Source organism: Streptomyces sp. TAA204 (assembly GCF_000424965.1).
In genome coordinates this window covers 1-16,467 of the sequence record NZ_AUKW01000025.1, presented here as the reverse complement: position 1 = coordinate 16,467, position 16,467 = coordinate 1, and the positions used below count along the sequence as shown (strand labels likewise).

Annotated in this window: 10 protein-coding genes, 1 pseudogene and 1 riboswitch; of the genes and pseudogenes, 2 read left to right on the top strand and 9 right to left on the bottom strand. The window is 71.7% G+C overall.

Annotation, left to right across the window (positions count from 1 at the left end; translation table 11 throughout):
- The first annotated feature begins 11 nt into the window (after positions 1–11).
- On the top strand, positions 12–821 hold the full coding sequence (locus H343_RS0123745; RefSeq protein WP_028433163.1) for a cobalt-precorrin-6A reductase: 810 nt from the start codon (positions 12–14) through the stop codon (positions 819–821).
- On the opposite strand, the gene H343_RS0123740 is transcribed toward H343_RS0123745, so the two are convergent.
- The 3 genes from H343_RS0123740 to cobG are packed head-to-tail and all read right to left on the bottom strand — an operon-like array spanning position 807 to position 4,473.
- Entirely contained in the window at positions 807–2,423 is a 1,617-nt protein-coding gene (locus tag H343_RS0123740; protein WP_028433162.1) for a precorrin-2 C(20)-methyltransferase, read from the bottom strand. The genes H343_RS0123745 and H343_RS0123740 overlap by 15 nt on opposite strands.
- Entirely contained in the window at positions 2,420–3,073 is a 654-nt protein-coding gene (locus H343_RS0123735) for a precorrin-8X methylmutase (protein ID WP_028433161.1), read from the bottom strand. The genes H343_RS0123740 and H343_RS0123735 overlap by 4 nt, the downstream gene beginning before the upstream one ends.
- The gene (cobG, locus tag H343_RS0123730; protein WP_028433160.1) at positions 3,070–4,473 is read right to left on the bottom strand and encodes a precorrin-3B synthase; all 1,404 of its coding nucleotides are present in this window, start codon (positions 4,471–4,473) and stop codon (positions 3,070–3,072) included. The genes H343_RS0123735 and cobG overlap by 4 nt, the downstream gene beginning before the upstream one ends.
- Positions 4,474–4,596: 123 nt before the next feature.
- Positions 4,597–4,657, top strand: a riboswitch (cobalamin riboswitch).
- A 53-nt stretch (positions 4,658–4,710) separates the two neighbouring features.
- Here cobG and cobN point away from each other — a divergent pair.
- Entirely contained in the window at positions 4,711–8,364 is a 3,654-nt protein-coding gene (gene cobN, locus H343_RS0123725) for a cobaltochelatase subunit CobN (RefSeq protein ID WP_028433159.1), read from the top strand.
- Between the two features lie 156 nt (positions 8,365–8,520).
- On the opposite strand, the gene H343_RS0123720 is transcribed toward cobN, so the two are convergent.
- From H343_RS0123720 to H343_RS32535, 6 genes and pseudogenes are all read right to left on the bottom strand, one after another.
- A complete protein-coding gene (locus tag H343_RS0123720) occupies positions 8,521–9,699 on the bottom strand; it encodes an acyl-CoA dehydrogenase family protein (RefSeq protein ID WP_028433158.1) in 1,179 nt (392 codons plus the stop codon).
- A gap of 105 nt (positions 9,700–9,804) precedes the next feature.
- Positions 9,805–11,634, bottom strand: a complete 1,830-nt coding sequence (locus H343_RS0123715; protein ID WP_028433157.1) for a choline/carnitine O-acyltransferase — start codon at positions 11,632–11,634, stop codon at positions 9,805–9,807.
- A gap of 63 nt (positions 11,635–11,697) precedes the next feature.
- Complete coding sequence (locus H343_RS0123710) at positions 11,698–12,576, bottom strand: class I SAM-dependent methyltransferase (protein ID WP_028433156.1); 879 nt, start codon at positions 12,574–12,576, stop codon at positions 11,698–11,700.
- An 83-nt stretch (positions 12,577–12,659) separates the two neighbouring features.
- A complete protein-coding gene (locus H343_RS0123705; protein WP_028433155.1) occupies positions 12,660–13,532 on the bottom strand; it encodes a HalD/BesD family halogenase in 873 nt (290 codons plus the stop codon).
- Between the two features lie 477 nt (positions 13,533–14,009).
- A complete protein-coding gene (locus H343_RS0123700; RefSeq protein ID WP_051265917.1) occupies positions 14,010–15,365 on the bottom strand; it encodes an ABC transporter substrate-binding protein in 1,356 nt (451 codons plus the stop codon).
- Positions 15,366–15,991: 626 nt separating this feature from the next.
- Positions 15,992–16,467 (bottom strand): annotated as a pseudogene (locus H343_RS32535) (beta strand repeat-containing protein); the annotation flags it as partial.

The window sequence follows — 16,467 nt, the reverse complement described above, 5'->3', positions numbered from 1 at the left end:
GAAGGTCCCCGATGAGCGCACCCCACGTGCTGATACTCGGCGGCACCACGGAGGCACGGGCACTGGCCGGACTGCTGGTGCCCCAAGAGCCCCAAGTGCCCCAAGAGCCCCAAGTGCCCCGAGTGCCGCTGGACGGCAGCGGCCCGGCGCCCCCGCGCGTGACGACGTCGCTGGCCGGACGGGTCGCGCGCCCGCTGCCCGTACCGGGCGGGGTGCGCGTCGGCGGTTTCGGCGGTACGCAGGGCATGGCGGACTGGCTGCGTGAGCACGACGTACGGGCACTCATCGACGCCACTCATCCTTTCGCCGGCACCATCAGTTTCCACGCGGCACGTGCCGCCTCGCTCGCCCATGTTCCCCTGCTCGCGCTGCGGCGGCCCGGCTGGAGCCCCGGTGAGGGCGACGACTGGCATCCCGTCGCCTCCCTGGAGGAAGCCGCCGGTGCCCTGGCCCCCCTGGGCCGGCGCGTGTTCCTGACCACCGGACGCATGGGCCTGGCCGCCTTCGCGCACCTGGAGACGCCCTGGTTCCTGCTGCGCTCCGTGGACGCGCCCGCCCCGCCCCGTCCCGCCCGCATGGAGCTGCTGCTGGACCGGGGGCCCTTCACGCTGGAGGGGGAACGCGAACTGCTGCGCAGACACCGTATCGACGTCCTGGTCAGCAAGGACAGCGGCGGCGCGGCGACCGCGCCGAAGCTGACCGCCGCCCGTGAGGCGGGCGTCCCGGTCGTCATCGTGCGCAGGCCGCCCGTGCCAGAGGGGGTCACCGTCGTGCCGGACGCCGCGCAGGCCGCCGCGTGGGTACGTTCACGGCTGGGCTGATGCCGCCTCTCCTGTGCCGCCGTCCTCTCCGTAGCGGCGCGGCGTCCACACGGTCGCGGCCGCGTCCGGCCCTCCGCCGGCTTCTGCGCCGGTCCCTGCGCCGCTCCACTCGCCGTCGCCGCCCCGCCGCAGGGCACGGGTCTGCGAGGAGCCGATGAGCAGGATCGTGCGCATGTCGACGTCCTCCGCGGCGAGTTCCGCCAGCGGCAGAGTGCGTACGCGCTCACCGGGGCCGCCGACGTCACGGGCGACGACGACGGGCGTGTCCGGCGACCGGTGCTCCAGCAGCACCTCACGGGCCTTGGCGACCTGCCAGGTACGGCTGCGCGAGCCCGGGTTGTACAGCGCGAGCGCCAGATCGGCCGAGGCCGCGGCGGACAGCCGCCGGGAGATGACCTCCCACGGCTTGAGCCGGTCGGAGAGGGAGATGACGGCGTAGTCGTGCCCCAGAGGCGCGCCCGCGCGCGCCGCGGCGGCGTTCGCGGCGGTCACACCCGGCAGCACGCGCACCGGCACGTCCCGGTACTGCTCCTGCGAGGCCACTTCCAGCACGGCTGTGGCCATCGCGAAGACACCCGGATCGCCGGAGGAGACCACGGCGACACGACGGCCGCGCCGCGCCAGGTCCAGGGCCAGCTCGGCGCGTTCGGACTCGACCTTGTTGTCGGAGGCGTGCCTGCGCTGGCCGGGACGTACAGGCACCCGGTCGAGGTAGGTGGCGTAGCCCACCAGGTCCTGCGCGGCGGCCAGTTCACCGCGGGCCTCCGGTGTGAGCCACCGCGGCCCGGCCGGTCCGGTGCCCAGCACCACGACCTGCCCGGCGGTGCCCGCGTCACCCGGGGGTGCGGGCTCGGGCTCCCGTCCGGCGCGGCCGGGCAGCACGGCGAGGGAGAAGTACGGCACGCTCTCCGCGTCCGCATCGGCCAGCGTTCCCGTGCGCTCGCCGCTCATCGTGGCCCGCTCCACGTAGTGGACCTCCGCGAGCCGCCCGGACCGTTCGGCGGCCCTGCGCACGGCGGGGAACGTACGCCCCAGCTTCATCACCACCGCGGCGTCGGTGGAGGCCAGCCGCGCCGCCAGCTCCTCCTCGGGCAGAGTGCCCGGCAGGACGGTCAGCACCTCCTCCCCCTCCGCGAGAGGAGTGCCCAGGCGGGACGCCGCGGCGCTGACGGAGGTGACGCCGGGAATCACCTCCGTCGGGTAGCGGCCGGCGAGCCGCTTGTGCATGTGCATGTACGAGCCGTAGAAGAGCGGGTCCCCTTCGGCGATCACCGCGACCGTGCGGCCCGCGTCGAGGTGCGAGGCCAGCCGTGCGGCGGACTCGGCGTAGAACTCCTCGATCGCGCCCCTGTATCCGCCGGGGTGGTCGGTGGTGCCCGTGGTGACGGGATACACCAGCGCTTCCTCGATGTGCTCGGGGCGCAGGTGCTCCGCGGCGATGGAGCGGGCGATGGAACGGCCGTGCCCGGCACTGTGGTAGGCGACGACGTCGGCCTCGCCGATGACCCGCACGGCGCGCACGGTCATCAGCGACGGATCGCCGGGCCCCAGCCCCACTCCGTACAGGCGGCCGACGGGCTGCTTCGTGTGCTGATCGGTCACTCTTCCTCGCTCGCTATCGCGTTGATCGCGGCCGCCGCCATGGCGCTTCCGCCGCGGCGCCCCCGTACGACGAGGTGGTCCAGGCCGGCGGGGTGGGCGGCGAGCGCTTCCTTGGACTCGGCGGCCCCGACGAAACCGACCGGCACACCGATCACCGCCGCCGGCCTCGGAGCGCCCCCGTCGATCATCTCCAGCAGCCGGAACAGGGCGGTGGGCGCGTTGCCGACGGCCACGACCGCGCCCTCCAGCCGGCCGCCCCACAGCTCCAGGGCGGCGGCGCTGCGCGTCGTGCCCGTACGGGCGGCGAGTTGGGGGACGGCCGGGTCGGAGAGCGTGCACACCACGTCGTTGCCGGCGGGGAGCCGCTTGCGGGTGACGCCGCTGGCGACCATCTCGGCGTCGCACAGGACGGGCGCACCCTCAAGGAGCGCGGCCCGTGCGCGGGCCACCACCGAGGGAGTGAAGGCCAGGTCGCGGACGAGGTCGGTCATGCCGCAGGCGTGGATCATCCTCACGGCGACGCGGCCGACGTCCCCGGGCAGACCCTCCAGGTCCGACTCGGCGCGGATCGTGGCGAAGGACCGGCGGTAGATCGCCGCCCCGTCCTTCTCGTACTCGTACTCGTGCACAGGCACTGCGCTGTCGCTCATCTCGTCTCTCGTTCGGCACGTGCTGATGCGACGGCGTGGGCGAGTTCTCCGTCCGGCACGGCCCGGTTCCCTGTGGAGCCCTCTGCCTGGACAGCCACCGTATAGCCGTCCTTAGAGGCGACGACATCCACCCTGTCGCCCTGCGGACGTCCGCAGCGGCGCTCACACCCCGACCAGTACACGGGCAGCAGGCCGAGGGGCGCGCGTCCGTGCGGTGCCCGGTCGCCGACGGTGGCGGCGGCGTCGCCGCGTACGTCGCGGTGCGCGCGGGCACAGCCGGGCAGTCCGGTGCAGGCGCCCACGCCCAGCCAGGGGGAACCCTCGTGGGTGATCAGCCCGGCCTGCTCCAGCCGTTGCAGCGACCCGGCGGCGAGCGGGCGAGGCACCGCCGGCAGGACGACGCCGCGCCACGGCGTCACCCGCAGCTCGCCGCGGCCGTGACTGCGTGCGTGCTGCGCGAGCAGGCGCCACTGCCGGGAGGTGAGACGGCCCAGGGGAGCCAGGACGGAGACGGCGCACAGCGACTCCCGCCCGCTGCCGGAGCCGCCGCCGGCCCCGTCGTGATTCGCGCCGCCGTCGCCGGTCCCTCCCTCCACCACGCCGGGAGCGGGACCGGGGGACGTACCCGCCGGGGCGGGCAGCCAGGAGCCGGGCATGCGGCGGGCCGCCACCCCGCTGCGGCCGAGCGCGGCGGCCACCTGCCGGGCGGACACCTCACGCCCGTCGGGCAGTTCACGCACCCGCCAGACGCCCTCGCCGCACTCCCGCGCCGCCGTGAGGAACATCTCCGCCGCCAGCAGAGCCGCCCCCGCCGCCTCCCCGGCGGGCACACGCACCGCCTCGGCCCCGGCACCCACGCGCAGCGCCGCGCCCTGTGAGCCGGGCAGAGCGATCAATGTCACATCCGCGCCGAGCGAGGCGACATCGCCCCGTCCGTCGTCGAGAGCGAAGAGGAAACGCCCCGAAAGCCCCGCCGCCGCCTCGCTCGCGCACAGCAGCTCGTCCAACCGGGCCGCCCAGCACAGCACATCGGCGCTGCCCGCACCGTCCAGGCCGCTCAGGGGGGAGGCGACGACGTTGCGTACGCGTTCGTGCCGGGGGGAGGGCAGCAGCCCCGAGTCCTCCAGCACGGCGGCCAGTTGACCCGCGTCCCGCTCGTCCAGCCCTCTCAGCTGCACATTGCCGCGTGAGGTGAGGCCGAGGTGCCCGTCGCCCAGCTCCTCGGACACCTCCGCGAGGGCCAGCGCCTGCCGCGTCGTCAACACGCCCGCGGGAACGCGGACACGTGCGAGGGCACCGTCGTCGGCGGCGTGCAGACGCAGCGCACCGGGGCAGGCGTCACCCCGGTCGCGGGCGGGCGGAATCGCCCGGTCCGGCCGGGCCGGTGTGGGTTGCGGCATGGCCGGAGCATACCGACGGCCCCCCCCGCGCCCGACCCGCCTGCGGTGTTGATGTGACCCTTACTATGTTGCGCGGCGGGTCGACGGGCCCGCCACCGTCAGCGACGGCGCCAGGGGAGGAAGGCCGGTGTGAATCCGGCGCGGTCCCGCCACTGTGAGCCCGGCAGCACCGGGCGAGCCAGGAACTCCCGCCGTCTCTCACCGCCCGGGGCGCGGACCCCGAGGAAGGCCTGCCGCATGATCCTGCTGCTGTCCACGTCCGACACCGACCTGCTCAGCGCACGCGCCGCGGCCGGTCCCGTGCCCTACCGCTACGCCAACCCCTCCCGCACCGCCCTCGAAGAGCTCCCGGAGCTGCTGGAGGGCGCCGAACTCGTCGTCGTACGCCTCCTCGGCGGCGTACGCGCATGGGAGGACGGACTGCGCACGGTCCTCGCCCAGGGCCTTCCCGTCGTCGTCCTCACCGGTGAACAGGCGCCCGACGCGCAGCTGATGGAGCACTCCACCGTCCCCATCGGCATCGCCACCGAGGCGCACGCCTACCTCGCCCACGGCGGCCCCGGCAACCTCGAACAGCTCGCGCGGTTCCTCTCCGACACCGTCCTGCTGACCGGCCACGGATTCGAACCCCCGGCCCAGGCGCCCACTTGGGGCCCGCTGGAGCGCGAGGCCGCCCCCGCCGCCGGCGGCCCCACCGTCGCGGTGCTCTACTACCGCGCGCACCACATGAGCGGCAACACCGCCTTCGTCGACGCCCTGTGCGCAGCCGTGGAGAACGCCGGAGGCCGCGCGCTGCCGCTCTACGTCGCCTCGCTGCGCACACCCGAAGCCGAACTGCTCGAAGCGCTGCGCCAGGCGGACGCCGTCGTCACCACCGTCCTCGCCGCCGGAGGCACCAGGCCCGCGGAAGCCTCCGCCGGAGGCGACGACGAAGCGTGGGACGCCGGCGCCCTCGCCTCCCTCGACGTGCCCGTGCTCCAGGCACTCTGCCTGACCAGCCCGCGCAGCGCCTGGGAGGAGAACGACGAGGGCGTCTCACCGCTGGACGCCGCGAGCCAGGTCGCCGTCCCCGAGTTCGACGGGCGCCTGATCACCGTCCCCTTCTCCTTCAAGGAGATCGACGACGACGGCCTGCCCGCCTACATCCCCGACCCCGAACGCGCCGCCCGCGTCGCCGGGATCGCCGTACGGCACGCCCGGCTGCGCTCGACACCCCCCGCGGACAAGCGGATCGCGCTCGTGCTGTCCGCGTACCCGACCAAACACTCCCGCATCGGCAACGCCGTCGGCCTCGACACCCCCGCCAGCGCCGTCGCCCTGCTGCGGCGGCTGCGCGAGGAGGGCTACGACTTCGGCACCCCCGCCGGCGCGGCGGAAGAGGGCTCCGGCGCCCAACCCGTGCCCGGCCTGGAGTCCGGGGACGGCGACGAACTGATCCGCGCGCTGATCGACGCCGGCGGCCACGACCGGGAATGGCTCACGGAGGAGCAACTCGCCCGCAACCCCGTACGCGTCCCGGCCGCCGACTACCGCCGCTGGTACGCCGAACTCCCCGCACAGCTGCGCGAGTCGGTCGAGGAGCACTGGGGGCCGCCGCCGGGGGAGATGTTCGTCGACCGCAGCCGCAACCCCGAGGGCGACATCGTCCTCGCCGCCCTGCGCCGGGGAAACCTCATCATCCTCATCCAGCCGCCGCGCGGCTTCGGCGAGAACCCCATCGCGATCTACCACGACCCCGATCTGCCGCCCTCCCACCACTACCTGGCGGCCTACCGCTGGCTCTCCGCACCGCGCGCCGACGGCGGCTTCGGCGCCGACGCGATGATCCACCTCGGCAAGCACGGCAACCTGGAGTGGCTGCCCGGGAAGAACGCCGGGCTCTCCGCCGCCTGCGCGCCCGACGCCGCCCTGGGCGACCTGCCGCTGGTCTACCCCTTCCTCGTCAACGACCCCGGCGAGGGCACCCAGGCCAAGCGCCGCGTCCACGCCACCCTCGTCGACCACCTCGTACCGCCCATGGCGCGCGCCGACTCCTACGGAGACATCGCCCGCCTGGAGCAGCTCCTCGACGAGTACGCCGCCGTCTCCTCCATGGACCCGGCGAAGCTGCCCGCCATCCGCTCCCAGATCTGGACGCTCATCCAGGCGGCGAAACTCGACCACGACCTCGGCCTGGAGGAGCGCCCCGACGACGAGGGCTTCGACGACTTCCTGCTGCACGTCGACGGCTGGCTGTGCGAGGTCAAGGACGCCCAGATCCGCGACGGACTGCATGTACTGGGAGCCGCACCGCACGGCCCGGAACGCGTCAACCTCGTCCTGGCGATCCTGCGCGCCCGGCAGATCTGGGGCGGCAGCTCCGCCCTGCCCGGACTGCGCGAGGCCCTCGGACTGGACGAGTCGGCAGCCACCCGCACCGGGGCGGACGCCGCCGAGGAGGAGGCCCGCGCCCTCGTCGAGGCGATGGAACAGGCCGGCTGGGACCCCGGCGCGGTCGATGCCGCCGTCGCCCGCCTCCCCGAGGAGCGGCGCGAACAGGCGGGCCCCGTCGCCGACATCCTCGCCTTCGCCGCACGCGAGGTCGTGCCGCGCCTGGCCGCCACCACGCAGGAGATCGACCACGCCGTGCACGCCCTGGCCGGCGGCTTCGTGCCCGCGGGCCCGTCCGGTTCACCGCTGCGCGGCCTGGTCAACGTGCTGCCCACCGGCCGCAACTTCTACTCCGTCGACCCCAAGGCCGTCCCCTCCCGCCTGGCCTGGGAGACAGGAGTGGCACTCGCCGACTCCCTCCTGGAGCGCTACCGCGCCGAGACCGGCGAATGGCCCGCCTCCGTCGGCCTGTCCCTGTGGGGGACCAGCGCCATGCGCACGTCCGGCGACGACATCGCCGAGGCACTGGCCCTGCTGGGCATCCGTCCCGTGTGGGACGACGCCTCGCGCCGCGTGACCGGCCTGGAGCCCGTGCCGCTGGAGGAACTGGGCCGCCCCCGCGTCGACGTCACGCTGCGCATCAGCGGCTTCTTCCGTGACGCCTTCCCGCACGCCGTGGGCCTCCTCGACGACGCGGTGCGCCTCGCCGCCGGTCTGGAGGAGCCGGACGAGGACAACCGCGTACGCGCCCACACCCGGGCCGACCTGGCCGAACACGGCGACGAACGCCGCGCCACCACAAGGATCTTCGGCTCCCGCCCCGGCACGTACGGCGCCGGACTGCTCCAGCTCATCGACTCCCGCGACTGGCGCACCGACGCCGACCTCGCCGAGGTCTACACGGCCTGGGGCGGCTACGCCTACGGCCGCGACCTCGAAGGACGCCCGGCCCGCGAGGAGATGGAGACCGCCTACCGGCGCATCGCCGTCGCCGCGAAGAACACCGACACCCGCGAGCACGACATCGCCGACTCCGACGACTACTTCCAGTACCACGGAGGCATGGTCGCCACCGTCCGCGCACTGCGCGGCACCGCACCCGAGGCGTACATCGGCGACTCCACCCGGCCCGAGACCGTGCGCACCCGCACGCTCGTCGAGGAGACCTCACGCGTCTTCCGCGCCCGCGTCGTCAACCCGCGCTGGATCGAGGCGATGCAGCGGCACGGCTACAAGGGCGCCTTCGAACTGGCCGCCACCGTCGACTACCTCTTCGGCTACGACGCCACCACCGGCGTCATCGCCGACTGGATGTACGACAAGCTCGCCTCCACCTACGTCCTGGACGAGCACAACCGCGCGTTCCTGCAGGAGGCCAACCCCTGGGCGCTGCACGGCATCGCGGAACGCCTGCTGGAGGCCGAGTCGCGCGGCATGTGGGCCAAGCCGGACCCGGCTGTGCTGGACGCGCTGCGCCAGGTCTTCCTCGAGACGGAGGGCGAACTGGAGGACGACGAGTGAGGAACCGGTGAGCCCCGGGCGGCGCGGGCGGACGGGACGGCCCCGCCCACCCGCACCGCCCGGGGCACGCGAGGCCCGTCGGAGGGACGGCCTACCGGCGAACCGGCGATACGGCGTGCCGGCGGAGCGCGAGTGGCGCCGTCCGGCCCGCGGGTACTACCGGAACGCCGCCTGGCCGGTCAGAGCCTGCCCGATCACCAACTGGTGCACCTCGGACGTCCCCTCATAAGTGAGCACCGACTCCAGGTTGTTGGCGTGCCGCATGACCGGGTACTCCAGCGTGACACCGGCCGCGCCGAGAAGCGTCCGGCACTCGCGGGCGATGCCGATGGCCTCCCGCACGCTGTTCAGCTTGCCGAGGCTGACCTGCTCCGGCCGCAGCGTGCCCTCGTCCTTGAGCCTGCCCAGATGCAGCGCCAGCAGCATGCCCTTGCCCAACTCCAGCGACATGTCCGCCAGTTTGGCCTGGGAGAGCTGGTAGGCGGCCAGCGGCTTGTCGAAGATCTCCCGCTGACAGGTGTAGTCGACGGCGGTCTGCAGGCAGTCGCGGGCGGCGCCCAGAGCACCGAACACGATGCCGTAGCGGGCCTCGTTCAGGCACGAGAGCGGACCGGAGAGACCCACCGCCTCCGGCAGCACCGCCGAGGCGGGCAACCGCACCTCGTCCAGCACCAGCTCCGAAGTGACAGACGCCCGCAGCGACATCTTCTTCCTGATCTCCGGCGCCGAGAAACCCGGCGTGTCCGTCGGTACGACGAAGCCGCGGATCCTCTCCTCCGTCTGCGCCCACACCACTGCCACATCGGCCACGGACCCGTTGGTGATCCACATCTTGCTGCCGCTGAGCACCCAGTCGGAACCGTCCCTGCGCGCGCGGGTGCGCATGCCCGCCGGGTTGGACCCGAAGTCCGGCTCGGTCAGACCGAAGCAGCCGATCGCCTCCCCGGCGGCCATCGCCGGCAGCCACCGCTGCTTGTGCTCCTCACTGCCGTAGCGCCAGATGGCGAACATCGCCAGCGACCCCTGCACCGACACCAGCGACCGCAGCCCCGAATCGCCCGCCTCCAGCTCCATGCAGGCCAGGCCGTAAGCCGTGGCGGTGGTGCCGGCGCAGCCGTACCCCGTCAGATGCATCCCGAGGACGCCCAGCGAACCCAGCTCCCTGGCCAGCTCCCGCGCGGGAATCTCCCCGGCCTCGTACCAGTCGGCCAGGCTCGGCCTCACCTTCTCCTCGACGTACCGGCGCACGGTGTCCCGGATGGCACGGTCCTCCTCACCGATCAGCGAGTCGGTCCCGAACAGGCCGAGCGGGCTCTGGGGTGTCACGGAAGGCACGGAGATTCTCCTCGTTCACGGACAACGTCACATCCTCGGCGCACGCTACAGGCAGGCCCCGCGGCAGGGCACCACTGCCGCCGCCGCGGGGCACGGCCCCACGGCTCAGTCCCGCGGACCCCCCTGGGCCAGCAGCTCCCGCAACTCGGCCACCGCCTCACGCAGACGGTCCGCGAAGTCGCCCATCTGATCCGCCACCGACAGCGGGGTGCTCAGATAGAGGTTGAAGCGCTCCGGCAGCAGCACGTACGCGACGCCGATGCACCGGCTGCTGGTCGAACCGAACCCGAAATACTGGATGTTGACGGACGGAGCGGAACTGGTGCTCAGAGAGTCGTCCCGCATCGTCAGCCAGCCCGGAGTACGGAAGAGCGACGGCTGCTCGGGAACCCCCAACTCCCCGCCGCGCCGCCTCTGGATCAACTCCAGCTCCCACAAATGCTGTTCGGGCGCCTGGACGGCCTGGCACTCCTTCGCGCGGGCCACATGCTTCCCGGCCGCGGCCCGGAACGCGGCACGCCGGGCCTCACCGTCCGCCGCGGGGTCCTCCATCGCCGCCACGAAGGCGAGCATCTCGGGAGTCACGACACGCATGGCCTCGGTCCGCCCGTGCCGGTACTGCCGGGTCGCGATCGACTCGTACGTCGCGCCCAGAGACCCCTTCGCACGCTGATGGGCCAGCTGGTACGCGAGCTGCACGAACGCGTCCGGTGAGACACCCAGCGCCTTGGCGGTGCTGCTGCCGAAGTCCTCGAAGGAGACAGTGCGCGTCGCGGTGCTCTTCCCGAACGCCGCGAACGCGTCCGCGGCGGAGCGCACCCTGCCCCGCAGCGCCTCGTCGAGCTCGAAAGCCACGGGCTCCACCGCGGGCGGCCCCTGGGACCGGGCCCCGGCAAGCCGCGACTGCTCCTCGGCGGGGCTGCCCAGCAGCGCGTCGGTGAAGCTGAGAATCGTCGTCCCGTCGAGCTGGCAGTGCTCCACATTCAGCCCCGCCCTGCCGTCCTCGAAGACGACGAAGGAGACGGCCTTGTCGAACCAGCGGTTGCCGCGGTCGCCGTACAGCAGTTCGTCGCAGGCCTCCTGGGTGTCCCCGGGCGCGAAATCCTCCAGGCACACGCAGAACAGCGCGGTCTCGATCTCCTCCAGGGACCCGGCGTTGCGGGGATGGACGTCGATCAGCGTCTGCCGCGCCGCCGCCCACTCGGCGCGGGCCATCGTGGTCAGATGCCCCACCGAGCTGTCCGGCGCGGCCGGTTCGGCGCCGGCCCTCATCACCGCGCGCAGCCCCGCCTGAAGATCCTCCAGGCTGTGCGGCACACCGTCCGCACCCAGCACCTCCATCCGGAACATGCTGCCCCGGAAGAAGACCACGATGTGCCTCTCCCGCGACGGACCGGGCCACTGAGCCGAGTACGGCGTACGCGAGGTGTCCTGCTCCGCCCCCGGAATCCGGGTGCTGGAGAAGAGGAACTTGTGCTGCTCCATCGACTGGGGCACCCCGCGCTGCGCCACCGGCGGAATCAGCTCCTGGTCGACCTGCCGCTTGTAGGCCACGGCCGACCCGATCAGACCCGCCGCCCGCTCCACCTGCGACTGGCCCGAATCCTGGAAGAGGAAGAAGAAGTTGGCGTTGAGAGCGATACGGTCACGCCGCCCCAGATAGCGGTACGGCCAGAACGTGTCCAGCCAACTGTGCACGCCCGGAGCCGAGTCGTACTCCTCCAGCGCCGACTGGAGCACCTGCCCCCAGCCGCCGGGACGGAGGAAGGCGGCCACCTCCGCCTCCGTGGCCGCCCGCTGGTCGGCGTCGATCAGCGGCGCGCACCAGGCGAGAAACCTCTCGCAGCTCTCCTCCAGCGTGGGCAGCGGCACACGCGGCAGCTGGTCCTCCACAGCGAAGGTCGGGGTGGTCGCACTTGCCTGACTGGTCTTCAATTCCGCTCTCACTTCGCATAGTCGGTTCTCGGTGCATGACTGCTTGCTGGTTCCGCACAGGTCTCAGGACCCGGACGGCCGCGCCGGCGCACCCAGGGGCCGGGAGAGGTGGAGTTGCGCGTACAGCCAGCCCTCCGCCTCCAGGCCCTCCGCGTCCACTCCGGCTTCCTTCATCGTCGCGAGGACGAGCTGCTGCTCCTCCGGTGAGGCGAACCGCCGCTGCTTGAAGACATCGTCGACGCACACGGTGCTGTAACCCAGCTCGGCCAGCGCGCTCTCGACCCCGCCGAACGGGAACATGCGCAGCACGAAGTGCGCCATCCAAGGCCGCTGCCCGCCCATGGAGTGGACGATACGCGTCAGTGTGCGCTCGGTGACGTAACCGATGCAGCCCGTGGAGATGACAAGATCCGTCCCGGCGAACTGGGCGCGCTGGGACACCGAAGGCTCATGCTGCTCCAGGTCGGCATGGACCGCGTCGTCGAGGAACCCCGCCTCCAGCGCGTACGCGAGAGCCCCCGCGGAGGTGTCCAGACCCACGAACCGGGTGCGGCGCGCGGGGCGGTGCGCCTGCGCCAGCTTCCGGTCCCGGGCCAGCAGCGCCTTGGACGTCTCCGCGTGTGCGTGCCCGTTCCGCCCTCCGTGGCCGTTCGGCCCCTCGGTACCGGAAGTCCCGTTGCAGTAGCGGGCGTAGAGGGCGTCCATGGTCACGTCGTACTTCAGCAGGGCGGCGTTGATCCCGTACGAGCAGCCGATGTCCAGCACCTTCGGCTCGGGGACGTTCTGCGACTCCCGGTACTCCTCGATGAGTTTCGCGAAATACGGCTTGGCCTGCTGCGGCACGCAGTAGTCGAGCTGCCGCAACTGTGTGAAATAGGCACGCGGATCGGGCTGCTCGTAGATGTGGTCGAGCGAGACTTTGCCGGTGGCGTCGAAGCGCACGGGGTTGCTCCTAGGGAATCGCACAGCGTGGTCGCGGAGTTGAGCTGAAGCGTGGTGCCGCGGGAAGTCCGCCGCGGGAGAGATCAGTCCAGCAGCCGGTCGCCCCGCACCGCCCGTCCCTCCGCCCCGAGATGCTCCGGCAGCACGCGGCCGAAGAGCTGCCGGGTCCGTGACACGCTGCCGATCACTCCGGGCCGCTCGCTGTAGGCGAATATCGCCGAGTGGCGGGCGACTCGGCCCTCCACCGGGCTGACCCTGTGCAGCGAGTAGCGGCCCTTGAAGAGCTGGAGGTCGCCGGGACGCAGGGGAAGACGACGGGTCAGCCGCTCTCCTCCTCCCCGGATCACCTCGCGCACGTCACCGAAGTTCTCCTCGTGCGCGGACCTGATGTTCGGGCAGTACTCGAATACGCCCCCACCCTCCCGCGCTTCCTGGGTGAGCATGCTGACGGTGAACTCGTTGGTGTCGAAGTGCCAGGGGTGCTCCATGCCGGGCTCGACGACGTTGAGCACCAGCCCGGAGAGCGGGTCCTCCAACTCGTGCAGCTCCTCCAGTTCGAAGCAGCGCGCGATGAAGCTCTGGAAGACCTCGTGCGAGTAGAGCCTGCTGATGACGGCGTCCTCGGGAATGCGGTCCCGTGCGACGAAGGCGTTGCCCCGCTCGAAGGGGACGCGCCCCGGGTGGTCCTGCGGAAGGTCCGAATCCACGGCCATGTTGTAGACGTTGACCGTCGCGACGTCGAAGTGCGCGCGCGGAGCGATGGCCGCGCACTCCCGCTGCAGGAGCCCCTGCAGCGACGGGCGGATGAAGTCCGGCAGCACCGTGCAGCCGTCGGCGTGCAGGTCGCGCCGGGCCCGGGAGACGACGGCCGCTCCTTCGGCACTGCCGGGATCGGACAGGGGATATCGCTCCGTGTCGACCAACTCGTCCAGGGGCATGGCTTGCGAAGTGCTCATCCGTTCCTCTCCACGCGCGGGCCGCGGCCGGCGGCATCGCCGCCGTCCCGGGAGGATGCCGCGGCCGGGCACGCGGCCGGACCGCGGGTCACCCGCTGGATGACCGGCGGAGTCCGCGTGCGCGTACGGAGCTCGCCCCTCGGAATGCAGCAACTCTACTGATGAGTAACGGAGTTGAAGCTGCCACAGCCCCGCCCGATTGTCTGTGACACGTCACACTATGGCGACGGTGGGAGAGAACGCGGTGACGCCCGTGCAGGACGGGAGCCGCAACCGACGGGGCCGAGCCGCGGCGCGGCGACAGCAGCCCGGGGCGGGCCGGAGACCACCGGGTGCGGCAACCACGAGGATCGCCGCACCCGGGAACTTTGGCCGCCGGCCGGTGACTTCCCCGCAGCGCAGACCGAGAAGCGGGCCGGTGCGCGCGGACGTACGCCCGTCAGGCGGGGGTCCGCCGGGCTCGCCGGGCCCGTGACCTCAGCCCGTACCCGTCGCCGACGCGTCCAGATACGCCTTGGCCGCGGCCTGATCGAGCTTGCGGGCGGTCTCCTCCGGGTCGGAGGGATCACGGATGAACTCCTGCAGCAACTGCCACTCGCCCTGACCCGGCGTGCCCCCGAAAGCGGCGGGTGCCTGGTCGGACATGTCGAACTGCACGGCCTCGCCCGCGTCCACCAGCGACTTGGCCACCTTGCGGGTCGTCTCGTCCGGATAGGCTTCCAGGTCCAGGTTGATGTTGGGCGAGAGGAAGCCGCCCTCCTTCGCCCAGATCGCGGCGGCCTGCGGGCTGGCCAGATACTCGATGAAGGACATCGCCATCTCCTGGTTCTTGCTGTCCTTCATCGCCACCGCGGCGTCACCGCCGCTGAGCACCGGCGGATCCCCGTCCCCGACGGCGGGGAAGGGGAAGAAGTCGGCGTCGTCGTCGACGTTCTTGCCGAACTCACCGGATATCAGCCCCGCGACGAAGTCGCCCTCATAGACCATCGCCGCCTCCGGGTCCTTGCCGAAGACCGCGCCGACCGATTCGGTCAGATCGGTACGCAGAGCCTCCGTACCGCCCCCCGTCACCAGATCCTCACCCTCGAAGAGCTTCCCCATGGTCTCCAGCGCCTTGATGACGCTGGGGTCGGTCCAGCCGATCTCGTTGCCGGCCAGCTTGGCGTAGTTGCTCGGCCCGGCCTGGGCCAGATAGATGTTCTCGAACCAGTCGGTCAGCGGCCAGCCGTCCTTGCCGGCGACGGAGAAGGCAGGGGTCCCCGTGTCAGCCAGCCTTTCGCCCACCCTCACCATCTCGTTGTACGACGTCGGCGGCAGCACCTCGGCCTTGTCGAACGCCTTCGGGTTGTACCAGACGGTCGACTTGTGCGACGCCTTGAAGTACAGACCGTAGAAGATGCGCCTGACGCTGCCGTAGTTCTGCCACACCAGCGCGAAGTTCCGGGCTGCCTCCAGCTCGACCCGCGGCGGCAGCGGCTCCAGATAGTCCTTCTGCACGAACTGCTGCAGAAGACCGACCTGCGGCACCATCGCCACATCCGGAGCCTCGCCGCTCTTGATCTTGTCGCGAATGAACGCCCCGAAATCGTCGCGGCCAGTGGCACGGCTGGAGACGAACTTGACCTTGCCGTCGGTCTTCTCGGTGAAGCCGTCGATCACCTTCTTGAAGGCCTTCTGTTCCCCGCCGACCCAGGTGCCGGCGACCGTGAGTGTCTTGCCGCTGAACTCCTGGTCGCCGGACGTGTCGGTCAGACCGCTGCACGCGGTCGCCGTGACGGCGAGTGCGAGCAGGGTGGCCGCCAGCCGTGACACCGTATTACGAGGGTTTCTCATGGTTTCTCTTTCAAGGCAGCTTACGCGGGTGCTGAAGTCGCCGATCCCCAACTTCGTCAGTGGAGCCGGAAGTGTTCTCGCGAAGCAGCCGCCACGGGCCGGAACCCGGGTCGGACGAGGCCGGTCCGGGGCGGTGCTGGAACTCGCTGTTCAACTGTCCGTCGCCACGCGAGGTGATCGTTCGGGCGGGCGTCTCAGTGAGCGCTTGCTGCCCTCTCCGTGCGGGCAGCGCCCCCGGCGTAGATCTGGCCGTCACGGGAGAACCGTCAGACGGGCTGGTCCGACCCGACCGGTTCGCGAGGTGTTTGTCGCGCCTGACAACGTATCCGAGTGTGTTGGACGGGAAAACGGTTGTGGCGGAACGCGACGAAAAAACCTCGCCGCGTAGACGTCACGGGTGGCGGACGGGGCACTGAATGCACCGAAAACACCGCAAGTGCTGAAAACGCCGAGAACATCGAAACCACCGAAACAGGCACCTACGTCGAAAAGGCCGAGAAAGCCTGGAAAGCCGAGAACACCGGAGAGGAACCGAGCCGCCACCACGGCCGCGCCGGGCCGCGGAAGGCGGCCCGGCGCGGGGTGTGCTGAATGTGCGGTTGTTGTCTTCTTGTGCGGAGCGAGGGTCAGGGCAGGAACGGCACCGGCACGAACGTCAGCGACGCCGTGGTCGTGGACGAGGCGAGGCAGCCCGCCCCTGCGAACGAAGCCCGGTACGAGGTCGCCGAGACGACCGTGACCGAGACGGGGAGGTTGGGCGGCGCGAGTGTGGCCACGCCGTTGGCATCGGTGACCGCGCTACCGAGCACCGTGGGCGTCCCCGCCGTGTTGGCGACGAAGTTCACGGTCCGACCGGCGATCGGAGCGTTCGTCCCCGTTTCCCTGAGCGTGGCGCTCATGGCTGGGATGACGAACGTGCCGTTCGTGCGCATGCGGATCTGCGCGGGGGTGGCGGTCAGGTACGTCGCCTGGGCGGTGGAGGTGATGACCACCGTGCCCGTGGAGCTGGCGCGGCAGGAGTCGCCGTTGTAGACGGCGGTGATCGTGCCGCTGGTCAGTGTGGTGGAGGTGAAGCAGGCCTGACCGCTGCCGTTGAGTGCGA

Excerpts from the sequence above, each read along its gene's own strand:
- cobN (WP_028433159.1), top strand. The coding sequence starts at position 4,711 with ATGATCCTGCTGCTGTCCACGTCCGACACCGACCTGCTCAGCGCACGC.
- H343_RS0123705 (WP_028433155.1), bottom strand. The coding sequence starts at position 13,532 with ATGAGCACTTCGCAAGCCATGCCCCTGGACGAGTTGGTCGACACGGAG.
- H343_RS0123735 (WP_028433161.1), bottom strand. The coding sequence starts at position 3,073 with ATGAGCGACAGCGCAGTGCCTGTGCACGAGTACGAGTACGAGAAGGAC.
- H343_RS0123745 (WP_028433163.1), top strand. The coding sequence starts at position 12 with ATGAGCGCACCCCACGTGCTGATACTCGGCGGCACCACGGAGGCACGG.
- cobG (WP_028433160.1), bottom strand. The coding sequence starts at position 4,473 with ATGCCGCAACCCACACCGGCCCGGCCGGACCGGGCGATTCCGCCCGCC.
- H343_RS0123700 (WP_051265917.1), bottom strand. The coding sequence starts at position 15,365 with ATGAGAAACCCTCGTAATACGGTGTCACGGCTGGCGGCCACCCTGCTC.